Annotated in this window: 23 protein-coding genes and 1 pseudogene; 16 read left to right on the top strand and 8 right to left on the bottom strand. The window is 31.4% G+C overall.

All coding sequences use genetic code 11. The features are described 5' to 3' along the window. Positions 1-94: 94 nt before the first annotated feature. The 3 genes from ACJAX4_RS03765 (at position 95) to ACJAX4_RS03755 (ending at position 2,552) form a co-directional block, all read left to right on the top strand. Complete coding sequence (locus tag ACJAX4_RS03765; protein WP_435788117.1) at positions 95-514, top strand: hypothetical protein; 420 nt, start codon at positions 95-97, stop codon at positions 512-514. A 74-nt stretch (positions 515-588) separates the two neighbouring features. Further along, a complete protein-coding gene (gene galE, locus ACJAX4_RS03760) occupies positions 589-1,575 on the top strand; it encodes a UDP-glucose 4-epimerase GalE (RefSeq protein ID WP_435788116.1) in 987 nt (328 codons plus the stop codon). Positions 1,576-1,982: 407 nt separating this feature from the next. Beyond that, the gene (locus ACJAX4_RS03755; RefSeq protein WP_435788115.1) at positions 1,983-2,552 is read left to right on the top strand and encodes a hypothetical protein; all 570 of its coding nucleotides are present in this window, start codon (positions 1,983-1,985) and stop codon (positions 2,550-2,552) included. Positions 2,553-2,609: 57 nt separating this feature from the next. Here the strand turns inward: ACJAX4_RS03755 and ACJAX4_RS03750 are convergent, their stop codons facing one another. Further along, positions 2,610-2,774 (bottom strand): hypothetical protein, encoded by a 165-nt coding sequence (locus ACJAX4_RS03750; protein WP_435788114.1) that lies wholly within the window; start codon positions 2,772-2,774, stop codon positions 2,610-2,612. Positions 2,775-2,903: 129 nt separating this feature from the next. Continuing rightward, positions 2,904-4,727 (bottom strand): MutS-related protein, encoded by a 1,824-nt coding sequence (locus ACJAX4_RS03745; protein WP_435788113.1) that lies wholly within the window; start codon positions 4,725-4,727, stop codon positions 2,904-2,906. Between the two features lie 196 nt (positions 4,728-4,923). On the opposite strand from ACJAX4_RS03745, the gene ACJAX4_RS03740 reads away from it, so the two are divergent. Then, positions 4,924-5,277 carry a hypothetical protein gene (locus ACJAX4_RS03740; RefSeq protein WP_435788112.1) on the top strand — a complete coding sequence of 118 codons (354 nt, stop codon included), beginning with the start codon at positions 4,924-4,926 and terminating at the stop codon, positions 5,275-5,277. A 78-nt stretch (positions 5,278-5,355) separates the two neighbouring features. Then, entirely contained in the window at positions 5,356-5,844 is a 489-nt protein-coding gene (locus ACJAX4_RS03735; protein ID WP_435788111.1) for a hypothetical protein, read from the top strand. A 50-nt stretch (positions 5,845-5,894) separates the two neighbouring features. On the opposite strand, the gene ACJAX4_RS03730 is transcribed toward ACJAX4_RS03735, so the two are convergent. Next, positions 5,895-7,388, bottom strand: coding sequence for a leucyl aminopeptidase (locus tag ACJAX4_RS03730; RefSeq protein ID WP_435788129.1), 1,494 nt, complete (start codon positions 7,386-7,388; stop codon positions 5,895-5,897). Between the two features lie 155 nt (positions 7,389-7,543). Here ACJAX4_RS03730 and cmk point away from each other — a divergent pair, with 155 nt between their 5' ends. The 3 genes from cmk to ACJAX4_RS03715 all read left to right on the top strand — a co-directional run bounded on the left by cmk (position 7,544) and on the right by ACJAX4_RS03715 (position 10,462). Further along, complete coding sequence (cmk, locus tag ACJAX4_RS03725) at positions 7,544-8,986, top strand: (d)CMP kinase (RefSeq protein WP_435788110.1); 1,443 nt, start codon at positions 7,544-7,546, stop codon at positions 8,984-8,986. Between the two features lie 54 nt (positions 8,987-9,040). After that, positions 9,041-10,135 carry a stage II sporulation protein P gene (locus ACJAX4_RS03720; protein WP_435788109.1) on the top strand — a complete coding sequence of 365 codons (1,095 nt, stop codon included), beginning with the start codon at positions 9,041-9,043 and terminating at the stop codon, positions 10,133-10,135. A 72-nt stretch (positions 10,136-10,207) separates the two neighbouring features. Next, positions 10,208-10,462 (top strand): hypothetical protein, encoded by a 255-nt coding sequence (locus tag ACJAX4_RS03715; RefSeq protein ID WP_435788108.1) that lies wholly within the window; start codon positions 10,208-10,210, stop codon positions 10,460-10,462. Positions 10,463-10,565: 103 nt separating this feature from the next. On the opposite strand, the gene ACJAX4_RS03710 is transcribed toward ACJAX4_RS03715, so the two are convergent. Further along, positions 10,566-12,854 carry a diguanylate cyclase gene (locus ACJAX4_RS03710; RefSeq protein WP_435788107.1) on the bottom strand — a complete coding sequence of 763 codons (2,289 nt, stop codon included), beginning with the start codon at positions 12,852-12,854 and terminating at the stop codon, positions 10,566-10,568. Positions 12,855-13,064: 210 nt separating this feature from the next. On the opposite strand from ACJAX4_RS03710, the gene yidA reads away from it, so the two are divergent. Continuing rightward, positions 13,065-13,889, top strand: a complete 825-nt coding sequence (gene yidA, locus ACJAX4_RS03705; protein WP_435788106.1) for a sugar-phosphatase — start codon at positions 13,065-13,067, stop codon at positions 13,887-13,889. 282 nt (positions 13,890-14,171) lie between these two features. Continuing rightward, positions 14,172-14,822, top strand: coding sequence for a deoxynucleoside kinase (locus ACJAX4_RS03700; protein WP_435788105.1), 651 nt, complete (start codon positions 14,172-14,174; stop codon positions 14,820-14,822). Between the two features lie 878 nt (positions 14,823-15,700). Here ACJAX4_RS03700 and ACJAX4_RS03695 read toward each other — a convergent pair. Both ACJAX4_RS03695 and ACJAX4_RS03690 read right to left on the bottom strand, forming a co-directional pair. Beyond that, positions 15,701-15,898 (bottom strand): hypothetical protein, encoded by a 198-nt coding sequence (locus ACJAX4_RS03695; RefSeq protein ID WP_435788104.1) that lies wholly within the window; start codon positions 15,896-15,898, stop codon positions 15,701-15,703. 303 nt (positions 15,899-16,201) lie between these two features. Then, on the bottom strand, positions 16,202-16,732 hold the full coding sequence (locus tag ACJAX4_RS03690) for a hypothetical protein (protein WP_435788103.1): 531 nt from the start codon (positions 16,730-16,732) through the stop codon (positions 16,202-16,204). A 358-nt stretch (positions 16,733-17,090) separates the two neighbouring features. Here ACJAX4_RS03690 and ACJAX4_RS03685 point away from each other — a divergent pair, with 358 nt between their 5' ends. After that, entirely contained in the window at positions 17,091-17,762 is a 672-nt protein-coding gene (locus ACJAX4_RS03685) for a hypothetical protein (protein WP_435788102.1), read from the top strand. A gap of 66 nt (positions 17,763-17,828) precedes the next feature. On the opposite strand, the gene ACJAX4_RS03680 is transcribed toward ACJAX4_RS03685, so the two are convergent. Continuing rightward, positions 17,829-17,993, bottom strand: a complete 165-nt coding sequence (locus tag ACJAX4_RS03680) for a hypothetical protein (protein WP_435788101.1) — start codon at positions 17,991-17,993, stop codon at positions 17,829-17,831. A gap of 144 nt (positions 17,994-18,137) precedes the next feature. Further along, positions 18,138-20,678, bottom strand: coding sequence for an FAD-dependent oxidoreductase (locus ACJAX4_RS03675; RefSeq protein ID WP_435788100.1), 2,541 nt, complete (start codon positions 20,676-20,678; stop codon positions 18,138-18,140). A gap of 288 nt (positions 20,679-20,966) precedes the next feature. Between ACJAX4_RS03675 and ACJAX4_RS03670 the strand changes: the two genes are divergently transcribed. From ACJAX4_RS03670 to ACJAX4_RS03650, 5 genes and pseudogenes are all read left to right on the top strand, one after another. Next, a complete protein-coding gene (locus ACJAX4_RS03670; protein ID WP_435788099.1) occupies positions 20,967-21,857 on the top strand; it encodes a DegV family protein in 891 nt (296 codons plus the stop codon). 30 nt (positions 21,858-21,887) lie between these two features. Continuing rightward, positions 21,888-22,346 (top strand): COG2426 family protein, encoded by a 459-nt coding sequence (locus ACJAX4_RS03665; RefSeq protein WP_435788098.1) that lies wholly within the window; start codon positions 21,888-21,890, stop codon positions 22,344-22,346. Positions 22,347-22,516: 170 nt separating this feature from the next. Beyond that, positions 22,517-23,464: pseudogene (locus ACJAX4_RS03660) on the top strand (AAA family ATPase). 10 nt (positions 23,465-23,474) lie between these two features. Continuing rightward, a complete protein-coding gene (locus tag ACJAX4_RS03655) occupies positions 23,475-23,675 on the top strand; it encodes a hypothetical protein (RefSeq protein WP_435788097.1) in 201 nt (66 codons plus the stop codon). Positions 23,676-23,783: 108 nt separating this feature from the next. After that, complete coding sequence (locus tag ACJAX4_RS03650) at positions 23,784-24,170, top strand: helix-turn-helix domain-containing protein (RefSeq protein WP_435788096.1); 387 nt, start codon at positions 23,784-23,786, stop codon at positions 24,168-24,170. Positions 24,171-24,305 lie beyond the last annotated feature (135 nt).

Genomic DNA, 24,305 nt, shown 5'->3' with positions numbered 1-24,305 from the left:
CATGTTAAATATTTGAAATTCATATTAATATCCTATATAATTAAATAGAGACATACTCGCATAATATTGTGGTGCTACTAGAGGGAGAGAGAATATGAGAGATAATAAAGTAATGGATATTTTTATTGGAATATGTTTAAGTGCGTTCACACTAATAATATGGGTATATCAAAGCGTAGTTACAAGTGATATACATGTTGAAACATCTCATAAGGATAGTGTAGTAATAATTTGTATGTTAGGTTTATTTCTAATAATATATAGTTTTTATATAAGAAAAACAAAATATATACTATTGAATACGCATTTGTTGTCAATCCCAGCAATGCTATGGTTTATGAATATGATGAATGCAATTCATTACTATATATATGGTACGGTAGTTAGTCTTTTAGGTTATTCTGCAATATATCATTATGACAAATTTGATACGATAGTTAGTATTATAGGTTTTTCTGCAACTTTTATTTCACTTATTCAATTTATTTATTGTAAGAAAAATGTTAACACGTAATCTTCATCTAAAGCAAATGGATGTGTTAAAATGATTAGAGAAAATTAAATAAGGTTTAAGGAGGAATTTAATTAATGGCTATTTTAGTATGTGGAGGAGCAGGTTACATTGGAAGTCATATGGTAGCTGAGCTTTTAGAAAAAGGTGAAGAGGTAGTTGTTTTAGATAATTTTCAAAAGGGCCATCATGATTCATTACTTGGTGGAAAGATTTATTCTGGAGATTTAAGAGACGACGAAATACTTAATAAGGTTTTTACGGAGAATAATATAGATGCAGTTATAGATTTCGCGGCAGATTCACTTGTGGGGGAAAGCGTTACGGAGCCCTTAAAGTATTTTGAAAATAACATTGGATCTACTATAAATTTACTTAAGGCTATGAGGGAGCATAAAGTTAAGTACATAGTTTTTTCATCTACTGCAGCTACTTATGGAGAGCCAGAGAATATTCCTATTCTTGAAGAGGATATGACTTTTCCAACTAATCCTTATGGAGAATCAAAACTTGCGGTTGAGAAGATCTTAAAATGGTGTGATAAAGCTTATGGTATAAAATATACGGCTCTAAGATATTTCAATGCAGCAGGGGCACATGTAAGCGGTAAAATAGGAGAAGATCATAGACCAGAATCTCATTTAATTCCTATTATACTTCAGGTAGCTCTTTTACAAAGAGAAAAAATAATGGTGTTTGGAGAGGATTATGATACAGCTGATGGTACTTGTGTTAGAGATTATGTACATGTATCTGATCTTGCCAGTGCTCATCTGCTTGCAGTAAAAAGGCTTAGACGAGGCGAAGATAGCGTAATATGCAATCTTGGAAACGGTAAGGGTTTTTCTGTTAAAGAGGTAATAGATGTAACTAGAAAAGTTACGGGAAAAGAAATAAAAGCAGAAATGGCACCAAGACGTGCTGGAGATCCAGCAGTGCTTATCGCTTCGAGTGAAAAGGCTAAGGAAATATTAGGATGGGAGCCTAAATGTGATTCACTAGAAACCATCATAGCAACAGCATGGGAGTGGCACAAGGGACATCCGAAAGGGTACGTAAAATAAGCGAATCTCCTGCGTTATTGCAATAAGAAACTCAAAACGAGAAATTAAAGCTAGTAATTCTAATATTTTGCTCATGCAATATTCTCTAGCGCTCACATTCGCCTTCCTGGCTCAGGTTCGCTAGTCTGCCGTCCTGGCAGACTTACGAGAATTTTGCATTCGCAAAAGAAGAATTTCTAAAATCAAATTTAATAGTTTCTCGATTCTTTTCGCAAGGCGTTGCGGAGAAAGTATTATGTGAACTTTATGAGTGGTGTGCATAGTAACGAAAAGATATTAGAAAAGGATTAGTAAAAGCGCAAGTTTATTGACTTGCGCTTTTTCACAATCGTTAATTTTTTAAGGATTTATCATAGCTCATTCCATACAAGAAAACACATAAAATCCGCAAATAGCAGGGGGAAAACATGAAAAAAAGTATTTTTGCTTCACTAGGTATAATAATAATAATAATCGTTTGTATAGTATTTATTTCATATTCAAGAATATATACAATTACAGATAATAAAAGACAATTAGAGGATAATATAACGCAATTTAGTAAAAGACCTACAGCAATTTCAAATAATATTGATATTAAACAGGAATTAAATCTTGATAATAAAAAATATATTCTATTTATGACTAATAACACTTTGGGTGATGCAGAATTAACCAAAGGCCTTAATAGTAAATATAAAATTGAAGCTATAAGAGGTGGCGGTGGTTATTTTAGAGATCAAATATATAAAACAAATAAGGGCAAATATCTTATTTTGAAAGGTAAAAATCCTAATACGAAAAGTGCATATACAAAAGTAACATTGGAAAACAAGGAATATAAAATTAGTATCCCACAGCAAGAATATTTTATAGCCTATTGCACAGTTCCAAGCGAAACACAAAGTATATATCCTAAGGCAAAAAACATAAATTTTTATGATAAGAATGATATTGATATTACGGATGAAACGTTCAAGGTTTTATTAAGTAGATAAAGCATGAATTAAAAAAATTGTACTTGCCCCATTTTGGGTTGCAAGTACAATTTTTTGTTAAGTTGTTATAAACATTGGAGATTGAGCTAATACTAGCTGAACACCATACTTGTTTTTGAAATCTTTGTTTTTTCTTGAATAATTAACTGAACAAGTACCATTTAAAAGAGTTGTTATAGAAATTAATATAATCAAATTTTTAAACATCAAATTAAATTTCATAACATTTCTCCTTTCGACGTAGTATTGTAATAGTATTTTGCCCGAAAATACTATTAAAAGACTATTGAATCATAGGAAATTTGCTAAAATTTATACATGGGTAAAATGTAAAAAGAAAAAAATATAAAATTATTTTGGCAGTTCCATATTGCTTGGGATTTCAAGACCTGCCATTTTCATTAAGTATAGTGCGTTTCTTGTGGTAGATACTCCACTTCTCAGCTTATAATCAAAGAATAATTTATCATCTTTATAGTATTCTCTAAGGTGGAAATTTTTTACTTTATCGTTAGTATTCTCTATGTCACCGAGTTCCAGATCATGTGTAGATACAAAACCTAGTGCATTCTCATTGCTTAATTTCGTTACCAAAACAGTTGCACCAGTATGTCGATCTATAGAGTTAGTTCCTTTAAAAATTTCATCTAATAAGAAGAAAATCGGCGCATTATTTTCTGTAGCACTAACGAGGGTTTTTATTCTTAATAGCTCTGCATAGAAGGAAGAAATATTTTTTTCTAAGTTATCGCTTGTTCTCATGCAGGTATATATATCCATAATAGAGCAAGTAAAAGTATTTCCGCATACTGGAGCGCCAGCATAGGCTAAAACTAAGTTAATTCCTGTAGTTCTAAGCAGTGTACTTTTTCCAGACATATTAGAACCTGTTATTAGAAGAACGTTTTGTGATTTTGCTATATTAATGTCATTATATACGCGACTGCTTCCAAGTAGTGGATGGCCTAGATTTCCTGCTTTGAAAATAGGGGAACCTGACTGGAATTTTGGAGTTGCCCAATCATTGTTCTCATAGGATATAATTGATAAACTATTTAAGGCTTCAATTTCACCTATAACCTCCAGCCAAGTTTTTAAAAATGGACCACTTTCATTTTTGAAGCGCTGTAGATTTATTAAACATTGGTAATCCCAAAGGAGGAGGATATTTATAGGTAAATAATACATATTTGCTCTATCAGATATTAAGTTTACTAGGTTTGCTAATTTTTTTATCTGAGAAGAGGCTGTTATTCCTTCCGTATTTATAAGTTTAGCTCTTAATTTTATTAAATACTCAGAGTGGAAGGTCTTTTTTTCTATATGCATAAGCAGTTTATTATATATAAGGAGGGTATCTTTATATTGGTGTACAGTATCCAGGCTAAGGCTTATTTCTTTATATCCAATTACAAGCAGTATTATATGCACAACAAGAGCTGCAAGAAATATTTTATAGGATACAGCTTTAAATATAAAAGAGGCCGCAAGGAGGGATAGAGTTATTACTGGTATTATCCTTACTATAATTCTTACCCAGGATTTTAGGAAAAACTCGTTTTTATCCTTTACCCATCCATATAATTTCTCTGGGTTATGATTTTTATGTTCGCTAAGGATGGCTTCCGCTTGGAATCTCTGCCTCCAGCCTACAATACTAGCTAACTCTTTTATAGCTTTTTGTCTTTTATATATTTCTTCAACGCTATATTGAGGTTTCGATAGTGAATCCTTTAAATTTTTTCTTCCAAGATAAGTTATGCAGGTGTTAATCCACTGGAATATGGAGTTATTACCAAATATATCTAGGTCCTTTGTGTAATTATGTTCCTCGTCAGAGAAGTCCTCACCACTATCGGAGAAATCCTTCCAATTATTATTAACACGTTTTGTTGAGTTTTCATTAATGTCGCATAGAATAGAACAACGAATTTTATTATATTTCAGCTTATTATGTTTGATTGCCAAAAATACAAATATAATAGCGGTGGCACTTATTACAGAAATACACATGTAATAAGTGGACCTTACGTAAAAGAAGATTGTAAAGCCAAGTCCACTTGCAAAGATCAAAAACCTTAATAAGCTTATAAAACTTATGGCTTCATTTTGTTTTTTTAATAGATAAGTATAATGCCTTTTTTCATTAGCATAAAGTGGTTTTTTAGTTTCCATAATATCCTCCTAGGTTCGTTTAATTAAATATATAATATCATACCAAAGTGCTTCTCCGCAATTTTCAATATTAGGATAATATGCCCAAGTTAACGTAAAATAACCGTTAAATCTTTATGAACTCTTTTATTTGAATCAGAAAAGCACTTTTATTGTGCTAAAATATAAAGAATGTGAGGAATAAGGAGGAAAAAATATGTCTAGAAATAATAAGCGAAAGAAAAATAAATTAATATATATACTAATCATTATAATAGGGGCATTAGCAGCTTTAATAGGTGGAGCTTTATATAATGGAGACGTAGCCGTTAAAAAGGCAGATTCCATACAGGTATTAGATAAACTTAAAGGTATACAGGAAAAGGGTGGGGAATTTGAACTAACTCAAAATGATTTAAATGACATAAGTAGTTTATATTTTGTTAAACCTAAAACTAAAGGTGACATGACTCTAAAGGGAATCAACATAGAAATGGCAGATGATAAGCTTTTAATGGTGGCTCCTATTAGTTACAAAAACCTTGATTTTTTAATCTCTTCAAAAGGATAATTAAACCTTTTAAATGGAGATATTGTATTTGATGCTGAAAATTTTAAAATTGGAAAGATTAAAATTCCTAAAAAATTAGTGGTTTCACAAATTTCAAAGCTTGATAATAATAATATTTCTGCGCATGGTAATTCTATAATAGTTGATACAAGTGTAGTTCCATTTAAGATAGAGGAATTTAAAATTATAGATAATAAAATATTAGGCACAGCGGAGAAGATAGATAAAGCAGCGGGAAAAAAAGACAAAGATATTATTAATTTGATTATAAAAGAGAATCCTCAAATTAAGAGTACGAAAACTATGTTAAAAGAAGCTGAAGAGGGTTTAATGACTGCAAAATCTCAGCTTGAGACGTCCAAAGAGGTGCAGGTAATATCAAAAATGATATCAACTATAAATATGATGAACGAAGATCCTTCTTATGACTCAACTGCCGATACAGCGTCTGTTAAGGCTGATTATGAAAGTTTGGATTTTGAAAGCAAGGAGAGAGTAAAGGATGCAGTAGTTTTAAATGTAGACCCAGGTAGTATCGGAGTATTAAGACAGACTTTTGGAATGTAATTGAAACTAAAAAAAACATCAAAATACTAATTAGTATTTTGATGTTTTTTTTAGTTTTCTAGTTGTTTAATTAAGTGATACAATAATCTAGCGCCTTCACCAGTTCCGCCTTTTGAACCATAATCACTGTCTTTATTAGTCCAAGCAGTACCCGCTATATCAAGGTGTAGCCAAGGGGTTGCTCCTACAAATTCACCTATAAATAATCCAGCAGTTATACTACCGGCGGTTGGACCTCCTACATTTTTAAGGTCTGCTACGTCAGATTTTATTAACTCTTTATATTCATCAAAAGCTGGTAATTTCCAGACCTTCTCATCACATGTTTTTGAAGCCACATCTAATCTATTAAAAAAGTAATCATTGTTTGTTACTACGCCTGTAGCTGTATGACCTAGAGCGTGTAAAACTGAACCAGTTAAGGTGGCTATATCCACTACTTTTGTAGCATGTTCTTTTTCGATTATATAATTTACTGCATCTATAAGAGTTAATCGTCCCTCGGCATCAGTGTTAAGTACTTCTATAGTTTTGCCACCCATGGAGTTTATTATATCTCCTGGTCTGTAACTATTGCCACTAATCATGTTTTCACATGCAGCAACTACTGCAACTACATTTGCCTTTGCTTTTAGTTTTGTTATAGCAGTCATTGCACCAATTACCGCAGCAGCTCCACCCATGTCAGATTTCATTGTGACCATTCCAGGTGTAGTTTTTATAGATAATCCGCCAGAGTCATAAGTAAGGCCTTTACCAACTAAACCTATAATCTCTTTGCTATTTTCAGGGTTACCATTATATCTCATAACAATTAATGTTGGTCGATTAGTAGAAGCCCTAGCTACCTCTAGAAATGCACTCATATTTAAGTTCTTTATGGATAATTCATCAAATATCTCCACTTCAAAGCCACTTTCATCGCCGGATTTTTTCGCTTCATATGCTAGTTCTAAGGGTCCTAATAGATTAGAAGGTTCATTTACTAACGTTCTAGCTAATATGTTAGCCTGACCAAGAATCAAGCCTTCATTAATACCTATATTAATTTCTTCTAATACTTCTTTCTTGGAATATATTATATTGAACTCTTCTAAGACTTTCGCTTTTTTATCCACTTTATACTTATCAAATGTATAACTAGACATAACGGTAGCTTCAGAAATAGTTCTAATAGTTTCGCTGAGTTTCATTAGGCTCAGTAAATTATCAACGTTTAAATCAATAGATTTAGATTTAATCTTTGATGATTCTTTTACTGATTTAGCTATATTTTTTCGAAGCTTTGCTAAAGTGAAGTCCTCTTTGTTTCCAAGACCAATTAAAATTATATTTTTAGGGCACTTATCTCTAAATAAATTGATGGTTCTAAACTCTCCGTGTTTGCCGTTAAAGTCTTTATCTTCTATTATGAATTTGACTTTAAGTAGAGTTTCATTGTCCAAACCCAAATCGGTTTTGTCTAACTTTGAATCCTCGAAAATTGTAATGATTTTTGTTTCAGCTTCATTATTATATGATTTTATACTTTTGCTAGTTAGTATCAAATTACTTCACCTTCTCTTTCATTATTAAAATTGATAATGATTATCATATAAATTGTAGTCTTAAAGGTTAATTTTGTCAATGAACTTATTTTTTTTATAAATATAGTTGAGCAACAATAATTATGCTAAAATAAGGCAAAGGACGTGAGCTTATGAAAAAGATATACGGAATAATATTTACTGTAGTGTCCTCAGCAGCTTTTGGAGTTATGCCGATTTTTGTAAAAATGGCTTATAGTGGTGGTGCGAATGTGCTAACAGTAGTATTTCTTAGGTTCTTTTTAGCTTCCCTAATTATATTACCTTATATACTTTTTACAAAAAAGGATTTGAGATTAAATAAGCAGGGAATAATACATATTATTCTTTTGGCCATTATGGGATATACTGCCACAGCTTATACACTTTTTATATCCTATAATTATATAACAGTTGGGCTAGCTACTACGCTTCATTTTATTTATCCTGTAACAGTAACGGTTTTTGCAGTGATTTTGTACAAAGAAAAATTATACTTTGGTAAAATTTTAGCACTTGGTTTATCCCTTTTGGGAATCTACATGTTAGTGGGGAATAGTGGCGGTGCATTAAATTTTAAAGGGATAGCTTTTGCTATTAGCTCAGGCTTTTTTTACGCATATTATATTATTGGAGTTTCGCATAATAGGGTTAATAGGATTGATATTTTTGTGCTGACCTTTTATCTAGCCTTAATATCTTCGCTGGTTGTCTTTACGATGGGAATGATTACTGGAGGATTAGATTTTAATATGAAACCCTCTGGCTTTGTAGCTTGCTTTGGAATTGCTCTAGTATCTACAGTTTTAGCCCTTACAATGTTTTTAAAGGGAATAAAAATCATAGGTCCTTCTAGTGCTGCTATACTAAGCACTTTAGAGCCGATAGTAAGTATCGTACTAGGAGTGTTAATTCTTAAAGAACAGTTGTCATTTAGAATTGTAATTGGATGCGTATTGATTTTGTTTTCAGTGTTAATTCTTACAGTAGGACAAAAGGAAAAGGATAGCAAAGGAGATGATACAAAAATGAAAATAACGATAACAGGAGATTTATATTCAGGTAAGAGTACCGTTGCTAAGGCTATAAGTGAGGCCTTAAAGTATACTTATTTTAGTGTAGGTGATTTACAGCGGAAGTTAGCCATAGAAAAAGGCATGTCTATAACAGAGTACAACAAATATATGTCAGATAATAATTTAGACCATGAGGTTGATAATAAAACTATGGAAATTGGAAGAGATAAAGAAAATTTTATTTTTGATGCTAGGCTCGCATGGAACTTCATTCCTGATTCTTTTAAAATTTATTTGAAAGTAAATGTAGATGTCGCAGTGCAGCGGGCGATGAAAGATGATAGAGGTAAGTCAGAGAAGTATGCGAGGGTGCAGGATGCTAAGGATAATATAATTGAGAGAAGAAGGCTTGAAGTTAGTAGATTTAAGGAAATTTATGATATTGATTCTGGTGACGAGAGTAATTATGATTTAGTTATAGATACTTCTAACGTCAGTACGGAAGCGGTGATTGGGGAAATATTAGAGAAGATAAAGGAGTATGTGATTCCATATTCATAGTATTATTTTGTATATCCCGTCATATATATTATATAGGCAAAAGGGGGTATGGATATGAGTGTGAGTATCAAAGGTATTAAAAAGGACGGTAGGGTGAGAATATCTATATGTATTTTCACATTTGTCGTTATTTTTTTAATAAGCTTGATTATACCTAAAAATGCTAGTGCGGATAATGGTGTGGGATATAAAAATTACTTTTATGTTAATGTTATTAATAATGTATTATCTGCAATAAAACCATCGAAAAGTGAAATTAGCATGAAAACTACGGCATTAGCTTTTTTAGGAATAGATGCTCGAAACCCTATAACAATAATAACTAAAGAGATTGCATATTTAGATAAAAGTGAATTTAGTAGTGATGTGAATAATGAAGGCACGGAGGAGGGAGATTTAATAACATTTATACTTAATCCCTTTAATTTAGATGATAAACAGGTGAAAAAAATTGAAGCTGAAAATAATAACACTAATGTGATTGCAGATCTCTATAATCCATTATTGAAACAAACTCTAAATAAGGCCAAGCCACGAGTGTTAATATATCATTCTCATGCAACTGAATCTTATCGCACCTCAGATAACGATAAGAGTAAAAATGCTTTTAATCTGGATTTAACAAAAAATGTATGCGCTGTGGGCGAAGTAATAAAAGAAGAACTAGAAAAAAATTATGGAATTGCAGTTATACATGATGAGACTCTACATAATGTAGGAGATTATAATGGATCATACAAAAAGTCTGGAATTACTATAGATAAGTATTTAAAGGCTTATGGAGATTTTGATTTAGTTATTGATTTACATAGAGATGGTGTAGCAAATAAGAATTTAGTAACTACTAAAATAAACGGGGAAAATGTTGCCCAGATTATGTTTGTAATGGCAAAGGGAAACCCTAGGTATGCCGAGCAGAAAAAACTAGTAGATTCTATGATAGGGATATCCAATAAAATATACCCTAATTTTTTAAAGAATCAAGAAATTAGTACGGTTAATCGTGGAATTGCTTTTTATAACCAAAATAAAAGTGATAATGCAATTTTAATAGAAGTAGGAACATATACTAATACGATTGCAGAAGTAAAAAATACTGGTATGTATTTATCTAGAGTATTTGCAGAGCAATTAAATGGTAAAAAGTAACAATTTGATAATTCTTCCTTTGCTAAATCATATTGGCTAAGTTATAATATTATAAATAATGGAGGTGTTTTTATGAACGTTGATTTTTCAAGTATTAATCTCAATACCATTATTATGGTCGCATTAGCTATATTGCTTGTGTATCTGGGTATTTCAGTATTTAAAATGATTGGAAGAATACTAAGTCTTACTGTCGGTATATTCCTTTTAATATATGTGCTTCAACAAATAGGTATTTCAATTCCTATATTAACGGATATTTTAGAAATTTTACTTCAAGTGTTAAATCCAATTATAGATTTCATAAAAAATTTAATTGGCCTGTAACTATTTGGAGGCAGAGTGGCAAGGAAATTTAAAAAAGAAATATAGAAAGCTAACACGAAAAAACTACCAAAATATTTTGGTAGTTTTTTCGTGTTAGATATAATTATAAATTCGAATTTACTGAGACAATTCTATTTTTACCCTGCTGTTTTGCAGTATACATGGCTTTATCCGCTTCTATGAATAGATAATCTAAATTTTGAGTAGTTGGAGTAATGGAGGCCACCCCAAGACTTACGGTAATGGTTATTGAATCTGATTTTCTAAGAATTAAAGGGTTGCACTCTATAGCACTTCTTAGAGTTTCTGCAATTATTTCAGCCTCGATTAGGGAGGTTGAAGGTAATAAAGCAATAAACTCCTCACCACCAAAACGACCTAAAACATGGTTGCTACTTAAGGTTTCTAAACATATTTTAGCAAGGCGTATTAACACTAAGTCGCCGGTGTGATGACCTAATTTGTCATTGATTTGTTTGAAATCATCTATATCCATCATAATGGCGGAAATAGTTTGTGTTGATAATTTAGCTTTATCGAAGCTAATATTTGCAAGTTCAAAAAAACTACGCCTATTATATAAATTAGTTAGAGGGTCTATTCGAGATTGCTTCTTAATTTTGCCATACAATTTAGCATTTTCTATAGCCATTGCTGCGTGGTTTGCAAAGGAAAAGGCTATATCACTGTGGTACTTAGTATAAATGGCCTTTTTACTCGAATCTAATGTTAAGATACCCACCATTTTGTCCTTAAAGATTATAGGAATACCCATCCAACTTTCAATAACAGATGGACTTGTAAAATACTTAAAACGAGAATCTTCTTTAACATTAGAGACTAATAATGGAGCAGTGGTTTCAGAGAGCTCTTTAAAAAGCTTGTCATCATTTTTATTTATAGAAATTTTATATATATCATCCATATTTTCAAATCCATTTGCTGCCATTACATTATATCGACCATTTTCCTCCATAAAGAATGAGGCACTGTCATAAGGCACTAATTCTTTTAGGCTATCTAATAATTTATCTAAAACTTCTTCTAAATTCAAGGTGGAATTTAGTAAAAAAGTTATCTCTCTAAGTTTGTCTACTAAAAGATATTGTTCTTTTTCTTTTGATAACTTCTCAATTTTAACATAGGCTTTAGCCTGAGTCATTGCCAATATAAAAGCGTTTATTAGTATAAGAATGAAGAATCCTAATACTGAATAGTCCTTTGTATTAATAATGCCAAGATAACCTAATATTGATACTGCACTTATTGTAATGGTTAATAAACAACCAACTCCGACAACTACAATCGCTCGTTTTTTCCTAAGATATGATTTAAATATAACAAAAATAGAATAAGCACAAAGTAACAGTGTATATATTTGAAATACTATAACAAATTTTGATGCAAGTAATGGAGGAATAAAAATATTAGTAATTATAAAGAGAAGGCAAAATGATTTGCAAAACATTATAATTTTCGTTGACATGTCTTCTTCCAAAAATAAATATATGTAATTCAACATAAAATAAACTGCCGCGTAGAAAGTTAGATATTCTAGTTTAAGAGTCAGTGTATAATTTATGTTATCGTACAAGGTTAAAAAGTATTTGTTACCAATCATTAAGGATCTTAAAGATATAGTTATGCAAAGAGCACCAAAATAAAGCTTAGAGACATCAGATGTTCTAAAAGTATATAACCAGAGATGGTATAAGCCCATTATTAAAAGTACGCCAAAGTAAAAAATTTCAAGGGCTATTGAAGCCTCTCTTTTATTGGCCATTTGAGATTGTGTGCCTAGGTGAAAATTATCCCGAGTACCGCCGTTTCTAAAGTTATGATTTGATACTTGCAAGACTAAATGAACATTGTCCTTATTATTCATAAAATAATTGGTTATGGGTAAATTTTCAGGGATTTCGGAGGAACTGTTGGTAGAAACAATGCCATTTGATGAAAAATCTTCTCCATTCACCCATAATTTATATGATGAAAGCATGGAGGGAACGCTTATGCCTAGAAGTGTATCTTTGTATTTTGGATTCACTTTTACGGTTAGACTATAGGTGGCATACCCAATAGAATCATATTCTTTATTATATTTATTCCAAGCCATGGGAATCTTCATATAGGAGGGGACAGAAGTTGTAGTTTTAATAGTTTCTGGCGTCAATAATTGATGCCAATAAAATTCAAAATGTCCTCCTAGTTCAGTATACCCATCGTTATTAAAATCCCAAGTTGAAAGATCCAAGACGCCAGTTTGAGAACCTAATTCTGATGATGTGGTGAATGTAGCGAATTTATTCAAGGTGAAAATAACGTATAATAACGCCGCTAAAATAATAATTGACAGACTGATAATTAACGGTTTTTCTTTTTTTATCATCATATTTTATAATCTCCCTCACTTATAAATAGAATTAATTAATTATATATATCTATATAATTGATTATATAGCAAATTTTATTAAAATAAAACATATTTACAATTAAAGAAAAAATTAATAGAAACTTTATAAACGTTGTAAACCATTTCTTTAAAAATCATGTGTTATAATAAAAAGTGTTTTAGAAGAAATGTGGTATATGGAGGTAATTGATGTATAAATTAATAGCATTAGATATGGATGGAACGTTACTTAATGATGAAAAGAAAATTTCACCAGCAAATTATGAGGCAATTAAGCTGGCTAGGGAAAATGGAGTAAAAGTTGTACTAGCATCAGGAAGACCTTTAGTTGGTTTTAGAAAATATTTAGAAGAACTTGAATTAGTTTCAGAAGATGATTATGCAGTTGCATTTAACGGTGCGCTTGTACAAAGTTCTGAAGGTGGAGAAATAGTGTCAAAAACAACATTAACCATTGATGATTATAAATATTTGTATGAGTTAAGTAAAAAGCTAAAAGTTAATATACATGCTTTAACAGAGACTACTGTAATTTCTCCTGTTGACAGTAAGTATACTAAACATGAAGCGAAGATGAATGGTATTTCTAGGGAAATAGCAGATGTTTATGATGTACCTTCAGACACAACTGTAGTTAAAGTTATGTTTGTGGATGAGCCAGAAATTATAGAGGAAATAATGGATAAGATCCCGGAAGAAGTTAGCGATATGTATACAATAGTTAGAAGCGCACCATTCTACTTAGAGTTTCTTCATAAATCTGTTAATAAAGGAGCAGGAATAGCAGCCTTGGCAGAAATGCTAAATATCAAACAAGAAGAAGTTATATGCATAGGTGATGCAGGTAATGATATTCATATGATTAAGTATGCTGGACTAGGCGTTGCAATGGGAAATGCATTTCCAGAGGTTAAAAGAACTGCGAGTTTTATAACTAAAACTAATGAAGAAGATGGGGTAGCACATGTTATTAATAAATTCATTCTAAAGGGCGCAGAAAGCTTAGTCGTATAGAGAATATTAATTAATAATAATTATTGACAAACAATCAAAATGGATATATAATAAGTTTATAGAAACTTCTAATATTGATACACTTTAACTCCCCCAAAGATTAAAAATATTGATATAGAAGATTAATTTCTCCTCTTAAATGAATGTAGAAGAGCTGGTAAACGTCCAATTTACCAGCTCTTTTTTGTTTATATAATTATGTATGGTTGATTCTGATATAATAAGTAAAAGTCTTAAAAGGTGATTATGTGTGAAAAGTATAGATGAGAGAGGGACGGGAGCATGGGATTTTATAAGGAAGCATTGAGCAAGATAAATAGAGGAGGCACTTGGGATATGATAGTTATAGATGGAGTGGTTGGAGTAGGGAAGAGTACGCTTATGAATATAATGGCTGAGAAGGGGTATATTCCTTTTGAGGAGCCGGTGGCGGATAATCCTATATTGGAAAAGTTTTATTATGATAGGGAGAGATATAGTTTTTCGTTACAAATATTTTTTCTTAATAGAAGATTTAGACACATAAAGGATGCTTCTAAGGTTAAAAATGCAGTAATGGACAGAAGTATTTATGGAGATGTAATTTTTGCTAAGATGTTAAATGAAGCTGGGGAAATGGGTAAGGAAGAATTTGATTTATATATGGATTTATTTGAAAATATGATTGAGCATTGCAAGGCGCCTAAATTGCTTGTATATTTAGAAACCTCTGTGGATTCTGCTATGGCTAAAATCAATAAAAGAGGCCGAGATTATGAGAAAATAGTGGAACGTGAGTACTGGGAAAAGTTAAATGATAATTATAGGGCTTATTTTAAGGACTATGATATATCTCCAATTTTAAAGATAAATGTGGATAAGTTAGATTTTGAGAATAACGAAAAAGATAGGGAACATATACTAGTACTTATAGCGGAAGCTTTAGCAAAGTAATGATGACGACTTCTCCTGCGTGCCTTGCAAAAGAGCTTGAAACAGGAAATTTCATTAAAAAATTCTAGGTTTTGCCCTTGTAAAATACTCTAACACTCACATTCGCCTTCCTGGCTCAGGTTCGCTAGCCTGCCGTCCTGGCAGGCTTACGAGAATTTCACAATTGCAAAACAAGAATTTCTAAATTAAATTTCAATTGTTTCTGCCCTTCTTATTGCAAGACACTGCGGAGAAACTTCATCCTTTTACTTATGCTAATATTTGTTGATATAGATTTAAGCTATTATGCCAAATAACGGTTAAATGAGTGGAGGATGCTTACGGGGATTTTTCATTACATAAACTAAGATTCTGTAAAAGTCTTAAGAAATGGAAGGAAGATTAATATGGAAAAGTACAAACTGTTGCTAAAGAATATGGGATCAGATAGTATATCTATTATAAATACTAAATCAATTGTAACTAGATGGATATTATAAGGCGATAGCTTTTGGTAGTGGTCCATGTAAGCGATGTAAAGAATGCAATACTAAGAAATGATGATGAAATTCAGAATCACTTTGGTCTAATACTTGTGGATTAATTAATTTTCTTATGGTATATATAAGCGTTAATAAAACAGAGAATACATGATATTCCACCTAAAATTGTTGCTACAAGAGAATATTTATTGGCTGATAATTGAAAAACACGTAATTCTATAAAAGCAGATAACAAAAGACCAAATCCACAAAGGATAAGTAAGTTTCTGACTAGTTTAAATTTCTTCATAAAGTTTTTCCCTCTATATTGTTTTGTTGAATAATATTTTACTGTTGCGTCGCAGTTTTAGAAAGTTGTATATTAAATTTGCTAAAGATTATATCTTTTATTATTTGTTAATCATCCTTTTTCATCAATCCCATGATTATAAATATTAATCCCACTATAATAAAGAACGCAAACAAAAGATATGAAACTGAGTGTCTATAACGACGCGCAGTATTTAAAGTAAGTTCCAAATTACCTATTGATACGCCTAAAACGCCACTAATTAAGAATCCAATTCCAACGAGTATTTCTTTTAATCTTTTCATATAAATCCCCCCAATTCTAAAAATGATTTTCGCTTTATAATAAATAAAAGTCTGTCCTTATTCAATTATATAGAATATTAATATGAGTTTCAAATATTTAACATAAAACATTCATTTTAAATACGGCTAAACTAATAAACGAATTAATGGACTATATAATAGTATCATTATGTAAAAAAACACCATAAATTCAGATGTGAATATTACAATGTTTTATGGATTATTCGGTTTTAATAGTTGTGACGTTTTATAAGAATATTTAGAACTCCTTCCATCATTCATTTTATAATACTGCATCTCAAATCATCTTATATTCTCAATGCACCATTTATTTTTTTCTTTTACAATAGTAAGAGTCATTTTCTCTGACTTTTTATATTTAGTTGCTACCCAGGTTAATTTAACAGTTATTTCATAAGCGGAATCACTTAATCTCTTATTACTTACTATTTCATACTTCTGCAACGACGGACTTGAGCCTCCTATAATCCAAAAGGAATTTGATGCTTCTCCTAGGTTTTTAACGAACTTATCCTTTATTTTGTCGCAAAACACAGAGTATTGCAAAACCCCATTACGTTCTTCAAAACCCTTAATCCATAGTTCAATAACTTGTTTAGGACTTGTTGCTACAAATTGGTCTAAGGCATCTTTAAAGAACTTTATTTGAGATTTGAGTTGTTGTGAAGTTACAGTTTCTTTATAAATATGATTATTAATATTGTACGAAGTAATACCCATTTTAACAGTATTTCTGGTATCTGCTTTACATACAGAGCTTGAAACTAATAAAAGTACAATAATAAATGAAAATATAAAGTTTTTAAATAACATTGCGTCACCTCAGCAATATATTTCCCGTTTCATAAAACTCTTATACTATTATCTAGCGGAATTTAATTCTTGTACTACTCATTTAAAAGGAGTATAATGTACACATAGACTTGAAAAAATTTAAGTCTTGTGAGGGAATAAGCGAACAGCCCCGCACTCTCGCCTAGGGGACAATAAATATACTAGGAGCTTAGCCGATTAGGGCATAAAGTACTAATATGCTGTTCATCTTATTATAATATATGAATTTTTGAGTCTTAACTTTTAGAAGTTGAGACTTTAGTATTTTCATAGGGTATTTTAAAATATTTATAATGAGGATATTTTTTTAAATATGAGTTTTCTTATGGGGTGGATTATGCTAACGACAGATGAATTATTTAATTTAACTAGAATACCTAAGATTTCTGAGATTTCACTAAAGCTCCTTCAGGAGTTTTATGATATATATATTTGTCCGAGCATATATTTGTTCGAACTTGAAGATAAAAGTACAATAAAACTAGAATTTTTGGATGTGAACTTTTGCCATTTAATGGGCTTTCAACATATAGTTCCTTATAAGCTAAGCAAATTTTATGGTGGAGAAAATGGTTATGTAGGTGTTTTCAATGGCGACATAACTATAAAAAAATTAAGAAGTATAGATTCAAGAAAGTTTGCTAGGGATAAGGACAAGATTCTTTGTTTCACATATCTGTATAAATTATTGCGGAATTGTGAAATTATAAAATTCAGTAATAATTTACTTCGTTCTAGGATATCTTGTGAATTTATATTGTATGATACGGTATTCGAGCGTAGGATTCATCTAGGTGTTGAGAGGGACGAGAAACGAGGAGTATACTATCCCCGGACTTTTCTTATAGAGAGAGAGAATGGAGATAGATATGTGATTAATCAAGAGCACCTTAAGATTGTGAAAAGGGAAATTATTTCTAAATATCCGTTTAAAACAGATTTACAAGTTGCAGATACTATCCAAACTAAGAAAATTAAAAAAAGAAATAAAATATTGCGTAGAAAATAAAAACCTGCGTAGAAAGTTAAAACCGTCAAAATCCTTAGGATTTTGACGGTTTTAACTTTCTTGGTTTTAATAAAATCCTTTCATTTTTACTCCGCTTTTTTCCTGAATGTCTTTCGCATTTTCTACTTTAACAGAGCTCATATTTTCCAATTCTTTTTTTCTATTTGATTTTTCTATTCTATCACGTTCAGGATTAAGATAATCATTCTTATTATGTTTCTTATGTCCCATAAAAAGTCCTCCTTTTTTCATAATAAACTATTTTTATTATGTTAGACTTTTTGTGTACATGAAATACTATGAGATAGTTGGAAGTTAATATATAAAAGATAATATAAGAGATATTGTGGATTTTATCTTATATTTAGGCGGCAATTATAGGACAAGCACTTCTTTTAGTGATTTTGAATCTTCGATGTCACTTATTAATTTTGATGAAGCTTTGTTATCTCCTATTATTATGCCGCCCGTTATTATATCTTCAGTGAAGAATAGTTTTTTGTATATTTTGTTTTCGGTATCATTTGTGCTAATAGCTTTATATGCATTTTTGGCTATTTCACCTACAGATAATAGTGAAAGATCCATAGCGTTGAAGGAAATTACGCCTAGGGATGGTACGTAGATTTTATGATCACCTACTGCGTTCATACCGGCGACTTTTCCCATTTCTATAGCGGCAGGCCAATTTCCATATACTCTACCGTCAAATTCTGCTATGTCTCCGCAGGCATATATATCTTTAATATTAGTTTCCATATTTTCATTTATTATTATGCCTTTATTTGTAATTATATTGGTGTTATCGGCTATATTTTTGTTTGGTGCAATACCTGTTGAAAATAACACTAAGTCTGCATCTAGTATTTTTCCGCTTTTTAATTTAACAGAGGTAACAGAAGTTTCCCCCTGTATAACTTCTACAGAATCAGAGAGCATAACTTCGATGTTTTGGCTTTCAACTGCAGTTTTAAGTATAAGGCTACCTTCACTATCTAGTTGTTTTATAAGTAGAGAATCGCTAAATTCCACTACGGCAACATCAAGACCAGCGCTTTTAATTTCAGCGGCAGCTTCAAGTCCTAAAAGTCCACCTCCTACAATTACTACTTTTTTAGCTGTGTTCATTTTATTTTTAATAGCCTGTAAGTCTTTTAGATTTCTTAAAGTGAATACACCTTCTTTTTCCACTCCTGGTACGGGAATCATAAAGTTTTTACTACCATTTGCTAGTATGAGTTTGTCATAACCTATAGCCGTTCCGTCCATAAGTAATATTTGTTTTTTCTCAGGGTTTAAGTTTTGAACCTTTACTCCTAGGTTAAGGCTTATGTTATTATCCTCATACCACTCTTTCGGAGATAGGTAGAAACTCTCGTCTTTAAGGTCTTCACTTATTCCATCAGAAATAGAAGGTCTATAGTAGGTTAAGTAGGGTTCATCTGAGATTATTTCAATACTGCACTCTTTATTTCTTTTTCTTATTGCATCTGCAGCATAATATCCAGCAGCCCCGTTACCAATGATTAGAAATTTTTCTTTCTTGTCAGAAGAAAAGGTTACTACGTCTTCGGATATTTGGATGAATTGATCAGCACCTGCACCGCAAACAGGACAGATATCGGGTGGTTTTGGTCCATCAAATTCTTCATTACAAACTAAACATTTCCATCTTTTTTCTGTAGAAGGTTTAGTAGGACGATTTTTCATTTTTATCTTTTTAGATATTTTTTCAGCGAATGACTCTCCAAATTTATATGCAAAGTTTAAATCATCTTCTGATGGTTTAAATTTGAAATTCATGGAAGGATATAAATCTAATTTAATTTGTTTTAATCTATCCTCAATATTTGGAACAGCTTCTCCACTCCAACCATATGAACCGAATGCAGAGGCTACTTTTCCACCATGAACTATAGGGTTAAGTTTTGTTAGTATATCCCATATAGGTTCTAAAGCGTCTGAGTTTATAGTAGGAGAACCGAAAATTATCCCTTCAGATTTATCTATACTTTCTAAAATGTCTTTTATATCATGATATATAACATCAAAGGTGTTAACCTTGAAATCGCAATGGGAGCTTATACCTTTTTCTATTTTTTTAGCTATCGATTCAGTATATCCATAAGCAGAAACGTAGCATATGGTAACTTGTGGCTCTAAGGAAGTTTCTTCTGGTAGACTCCACTCTTTGTATTTATTTACTATACTCCATGGGTCTTCTCTTAAAATAGGACCATGGCCGGGACATATTATGTCTACTTTCAGGTCCTTTATTTTGTCTATAGCTTTTAATACATATGGTTTAAAGGGTGCCATAATACAGTCAAAGTAATATTTTAGTGATTCATTATAATCATCCTTATTTTCATTTAAATCATTATACATATTTTCATTACAGTAATGACTTCCAAACGAATCACATGTTATAAGCAGCTTATCTTCTTCAACGTATGTATAAATGGAATCTGGCCAGTGAAGAAATGGTGCAGATACAAAGGATAAGGTCTTATTTCCGAGACTTATAGTATCTCCGTCTCCTACAATTATGTACTCGAAATTTTTATTTATAATATCCTTAAGGAATTCAATTGCAGCAGCGGAGCCTACAACTTTGGCATTTTTAGAAATTTCTAATAGTTTTCCAACTGAGCCTGCATGATCTGGCTCCGTATGATCTACTACTATGTAATCAATAGCCTCTATATTAACATCTAATGATTTTAATCTTTCTAAATATTCATCGAAAAACCTCTCTTTTACTGTTTCAAATACTGCAGTTTTTTCACTGCCTTTAACTAAATAAGAGTTATAAGTAGTACCAAAAGGGGTGTACATAATTATATCGAAAATTCTAAGTTTAGGGTCTAATGCTCCAACCCAGTATATATCTTTTTTAACTTCTAATGCCTTCATTTACATCTCTCCTTTAATAATTATTCTAAAACAATAATTATTATTTATAGTATAATATAGTAATATTTAGAAAGCAATAAAAAATTACCATTTAAGTCCATTTTTATGACTAAACCCCCTTGGCACGACAGTAATATGTTAATAAAAAATCCAACTATTTTGTTTTACAGTAGGTGCTTTTTATGATATAGTTTTTAGGTAATTAACTAATAATTAATAGAAATTTTAGGTTCTTTTGAACTGTTATTCAAATAAAACGACACTAAAGAAAAAGGGGGGTGGATGTAAATGAGAGATTTCGCTATTATGACAGATTCTTGTTGTGATTTGCCAAGTGATTACATTTATAGTAATAAAATTCCATTCGCTATGTTACCATTTAGTTATAATGATAAGGAGTATTTAGATGATTTGGGACAAAGTGTAAGTCAAAAACAGTTTTTTGATGACCTTAGGGCTGGGGCATTGCCTAATACCTCTCAGGCAAATTCTGAAAGCTTTTATAATATTTTCAAACCAGCTGCTGAACTTCGAAGGGATGTAATTTATATTGGAGTTTCATCGGGTCTTAGTGGTACTTATAATAGTGCTAATATTGCTAAGACTTCTATATTAGAAGAGTTTCCGAGTGCTCGAATATATATCCTTGATGTGTTAACAGCATCGCTAGGACAAGGGCTTATGATTATGAAAGCGGTGCAAATGAAAAAGGAAGGCAATACTGCAGAGGAAATTGTAAGGGAAATAGAAAAAGATATTCCGAATCTAAACACTTATATTACTGTAGAGGACTTGAACTTTTTGAAAAGAGGCGGAAGAATTTCTAATGTAGCGGCTACCTTAGGTCTAGTACTACATATAAAGCCTATACTTACGCTTAATCATGAAGGATTCGTTATTCCTGTACTAAAGGTTAGAGGGCGTAAGAAATCCATAACTAAGCTAGCTGAAATAGTTGCGGAAAGGATTAAAAATCCTGCGTCGCAAACTATAGCTATATGTCATGGCGATTGTTTTGATGAAGCTGTAAAACTTAAAGAGGAAATACTTGCAAACGTTCAGGTTAATGAAGTGCTTATTCACTATATCGGACCAGTAGTGGGAAGATTTAGTGGACCAGGTGCACTGGCAGTGTTTTTTGTTGGTGCGGAAAGACAACATCATGTAGTTGATATTTAAAAGTATAATTTATATTTAAGGAGATAATATATGAATTGGTTAATAGTTTTACTATGGTCAGCAGTTCCTCTAGTGGAGATGAAAGGGGCTATACCCATTGGAATATACACGTATAACATTAATCCACTAACAGTGTTCTTTTTATCATTTGTCGGAAGTTTGCTTCCCGTTCCGTTTATACTAATATTTTTCAATAAAATATTTGACTTTTTAGGAAAATATAAGTTATTTAGAGGTTTTTACAATCTAATTGATAGAAAAATAAATAAGAATAAAGCTAAATTTGAAAGGTTTGAAGAAATTGCATTAATAACTTTTATTGCCATACCACTTCCTACTACAGGGGTTTGGACTGGAACTGCCATAGCTGCTTTTTTAAAGTTAGATTTTAAAAAATCCATTATGTGTGCAGTTATAGGATCATTTATATGTGGAATTATTGTTACTGCTTTAAGTTTAGCTTTTCCTGCTTTTTTAAATATACTATAGTCAAAAAAACTTTACCTTCAGTGGTGAAGTTTTTTTAGTATACGAGAATATTTATTTGTTGAAAATAGTAATAATTGGTACGAAACAATGGCAAAGTATGTTAAAATAAATCATATATTTACATTAAAAAATTTTGGAAATAAACAATAGAAGTTAAGGGAGGCTAAGTAATGGATACAAAGAAATTTGAGGAATTTAGAACTATGATTGTGGATAATGTGGGTAAAGTTATAGTGGGTAAAGAGGATACTATTGAGAAAGTTATAGTGTGTTTTATATGTTCTGGGCATGTGCTTATTGAGGATGTTCCTGGACTTGGGAAAACTAAGCTTGCAAAAAGTCTTTCAAGAACTATGAATTGCAGTTTTAAGAGGATACAGTTCACTCCAGATTTGCTACCTTCAGATTTAACAGGGATATATTATTATAACCAAAAGAAAGAGGACTTTGAGTTTAGGTCTGGGCCGCTGTTAAGCTAATTTGTTTTAGCTGATGAAATTAATAGAGCTACACCTAGAACACAGTCAGCACTTTTAGAGTGTATGGAAGAGGGGCAGATAACTGTGGAGGGCAATACAATAAAACTTGAAAGGCCATTTTTCGTAATAGCTACTCAAAATCCAGTGGAACAGTTTGGAACTTTTCCGCTTCCAGAAGCACAACTAGATAGATTTTTCATGAAAATTTCCATGGGCTATCCGGATTCAAGTGAAGAGAAGATAATGATGAATAGATTTATGAAAGTGGATCCTCTTTCTGAGCTTACGGCCGTGGTTACTATGGAGGACATAACTTATGTTCAAAATAATTATACTATGGTACATGTAGGCGAAGAAATAAAAGATTACATAATTGAAATAGTAAAGGCTACAAGAAGTCATAGAGAAGTGGAACTTGGTTGTAGCCCTCGCGCCACACTAAACATGATGAAGGGAAGTCAAGCGCTTGCTGCTATACGCGGAAGAGACTACGTAATTCCTGAGGATGTTAAGGAACTGGCAATCCCCATTTTAAGTCATAGATTAATGCTTGAAAACGAACTTAGTTCAGGAAATAAGAGTAAATCAATTATAGAGGAAATAATAAGTACTATTAAAGCTCCATTAGAAATCTTGTAGGGGGAGAGTTATGTTTATACGATTTGCTTTAATGCTTTCCATAGTTGCTATTATCGCTTTAATCGGTGAGTTTACACGAAGAAAAGGCTTTTCTAATCTTAAAATAACTAGAAGTATCAATAAAAATAGAATGAAACCACATGAAGAATTCACATTAACTACAACTATTGAAGACTCACCACGCACTCTCGTGACTTCAGTCATGAGTTAGTGGTGTTAGGTTCTATTGTATAAAATATGGTCAAATAACATATACTAAACGTTGATAGTACTATGTTTGCATGGTATAATCAAGTGATGAAAGAAGGTGAATTTATCTATGTTAAAAGGCTTTAAATATAGAATATATCCTACCGAACAACAAAAAAATCAGATGGGTAAAACCTTTGGATGCTGTAGATTTGTATATAATCAAATATTATCTAAAAAAATAAATTCGTATAAAGTCGACAAAAAATATTTGTCTAAAATAGATTGTAATAATTATTGTAATCGAGTGCTTAAAAAAGAATTTATATGGCTTAAAGATGTGGATAAATTTGCTTTAACTAATTCAATATATAATTTAGATAGTTCTTATAAAAAGTTTTTTAAAGAACACTCAGGATTCCCTAAATTTAAATCAAAACATGACCACAATTATTCTTACATGACCAATTTCACTAACAATAATATTAAAGTAAAGTTTGATGATAATTTAGTATAATTGCCTAAGCTTGGCACAATAAAGGCCAAACTTCACAGAAAATTTATCGGCAAGATATTATTTGCCACCATATCTAAAGTACCTAGTGGTAAGTATTTCGTAAGTTTTAATGTGGAATGTGAGAACATTCAGTTG

The organism is Clostridium sp., assembly GCF_051278035.1.
Lineage (GTDB): Bacteria > Bacillota > Clostridia > Clostridiales > Clostridiaceae > Clostridium_AD.
Note: the sequence above shows the minus strand (reverse complement) of the source record. Positions and strands in the feature narration are given on the sequence as shown.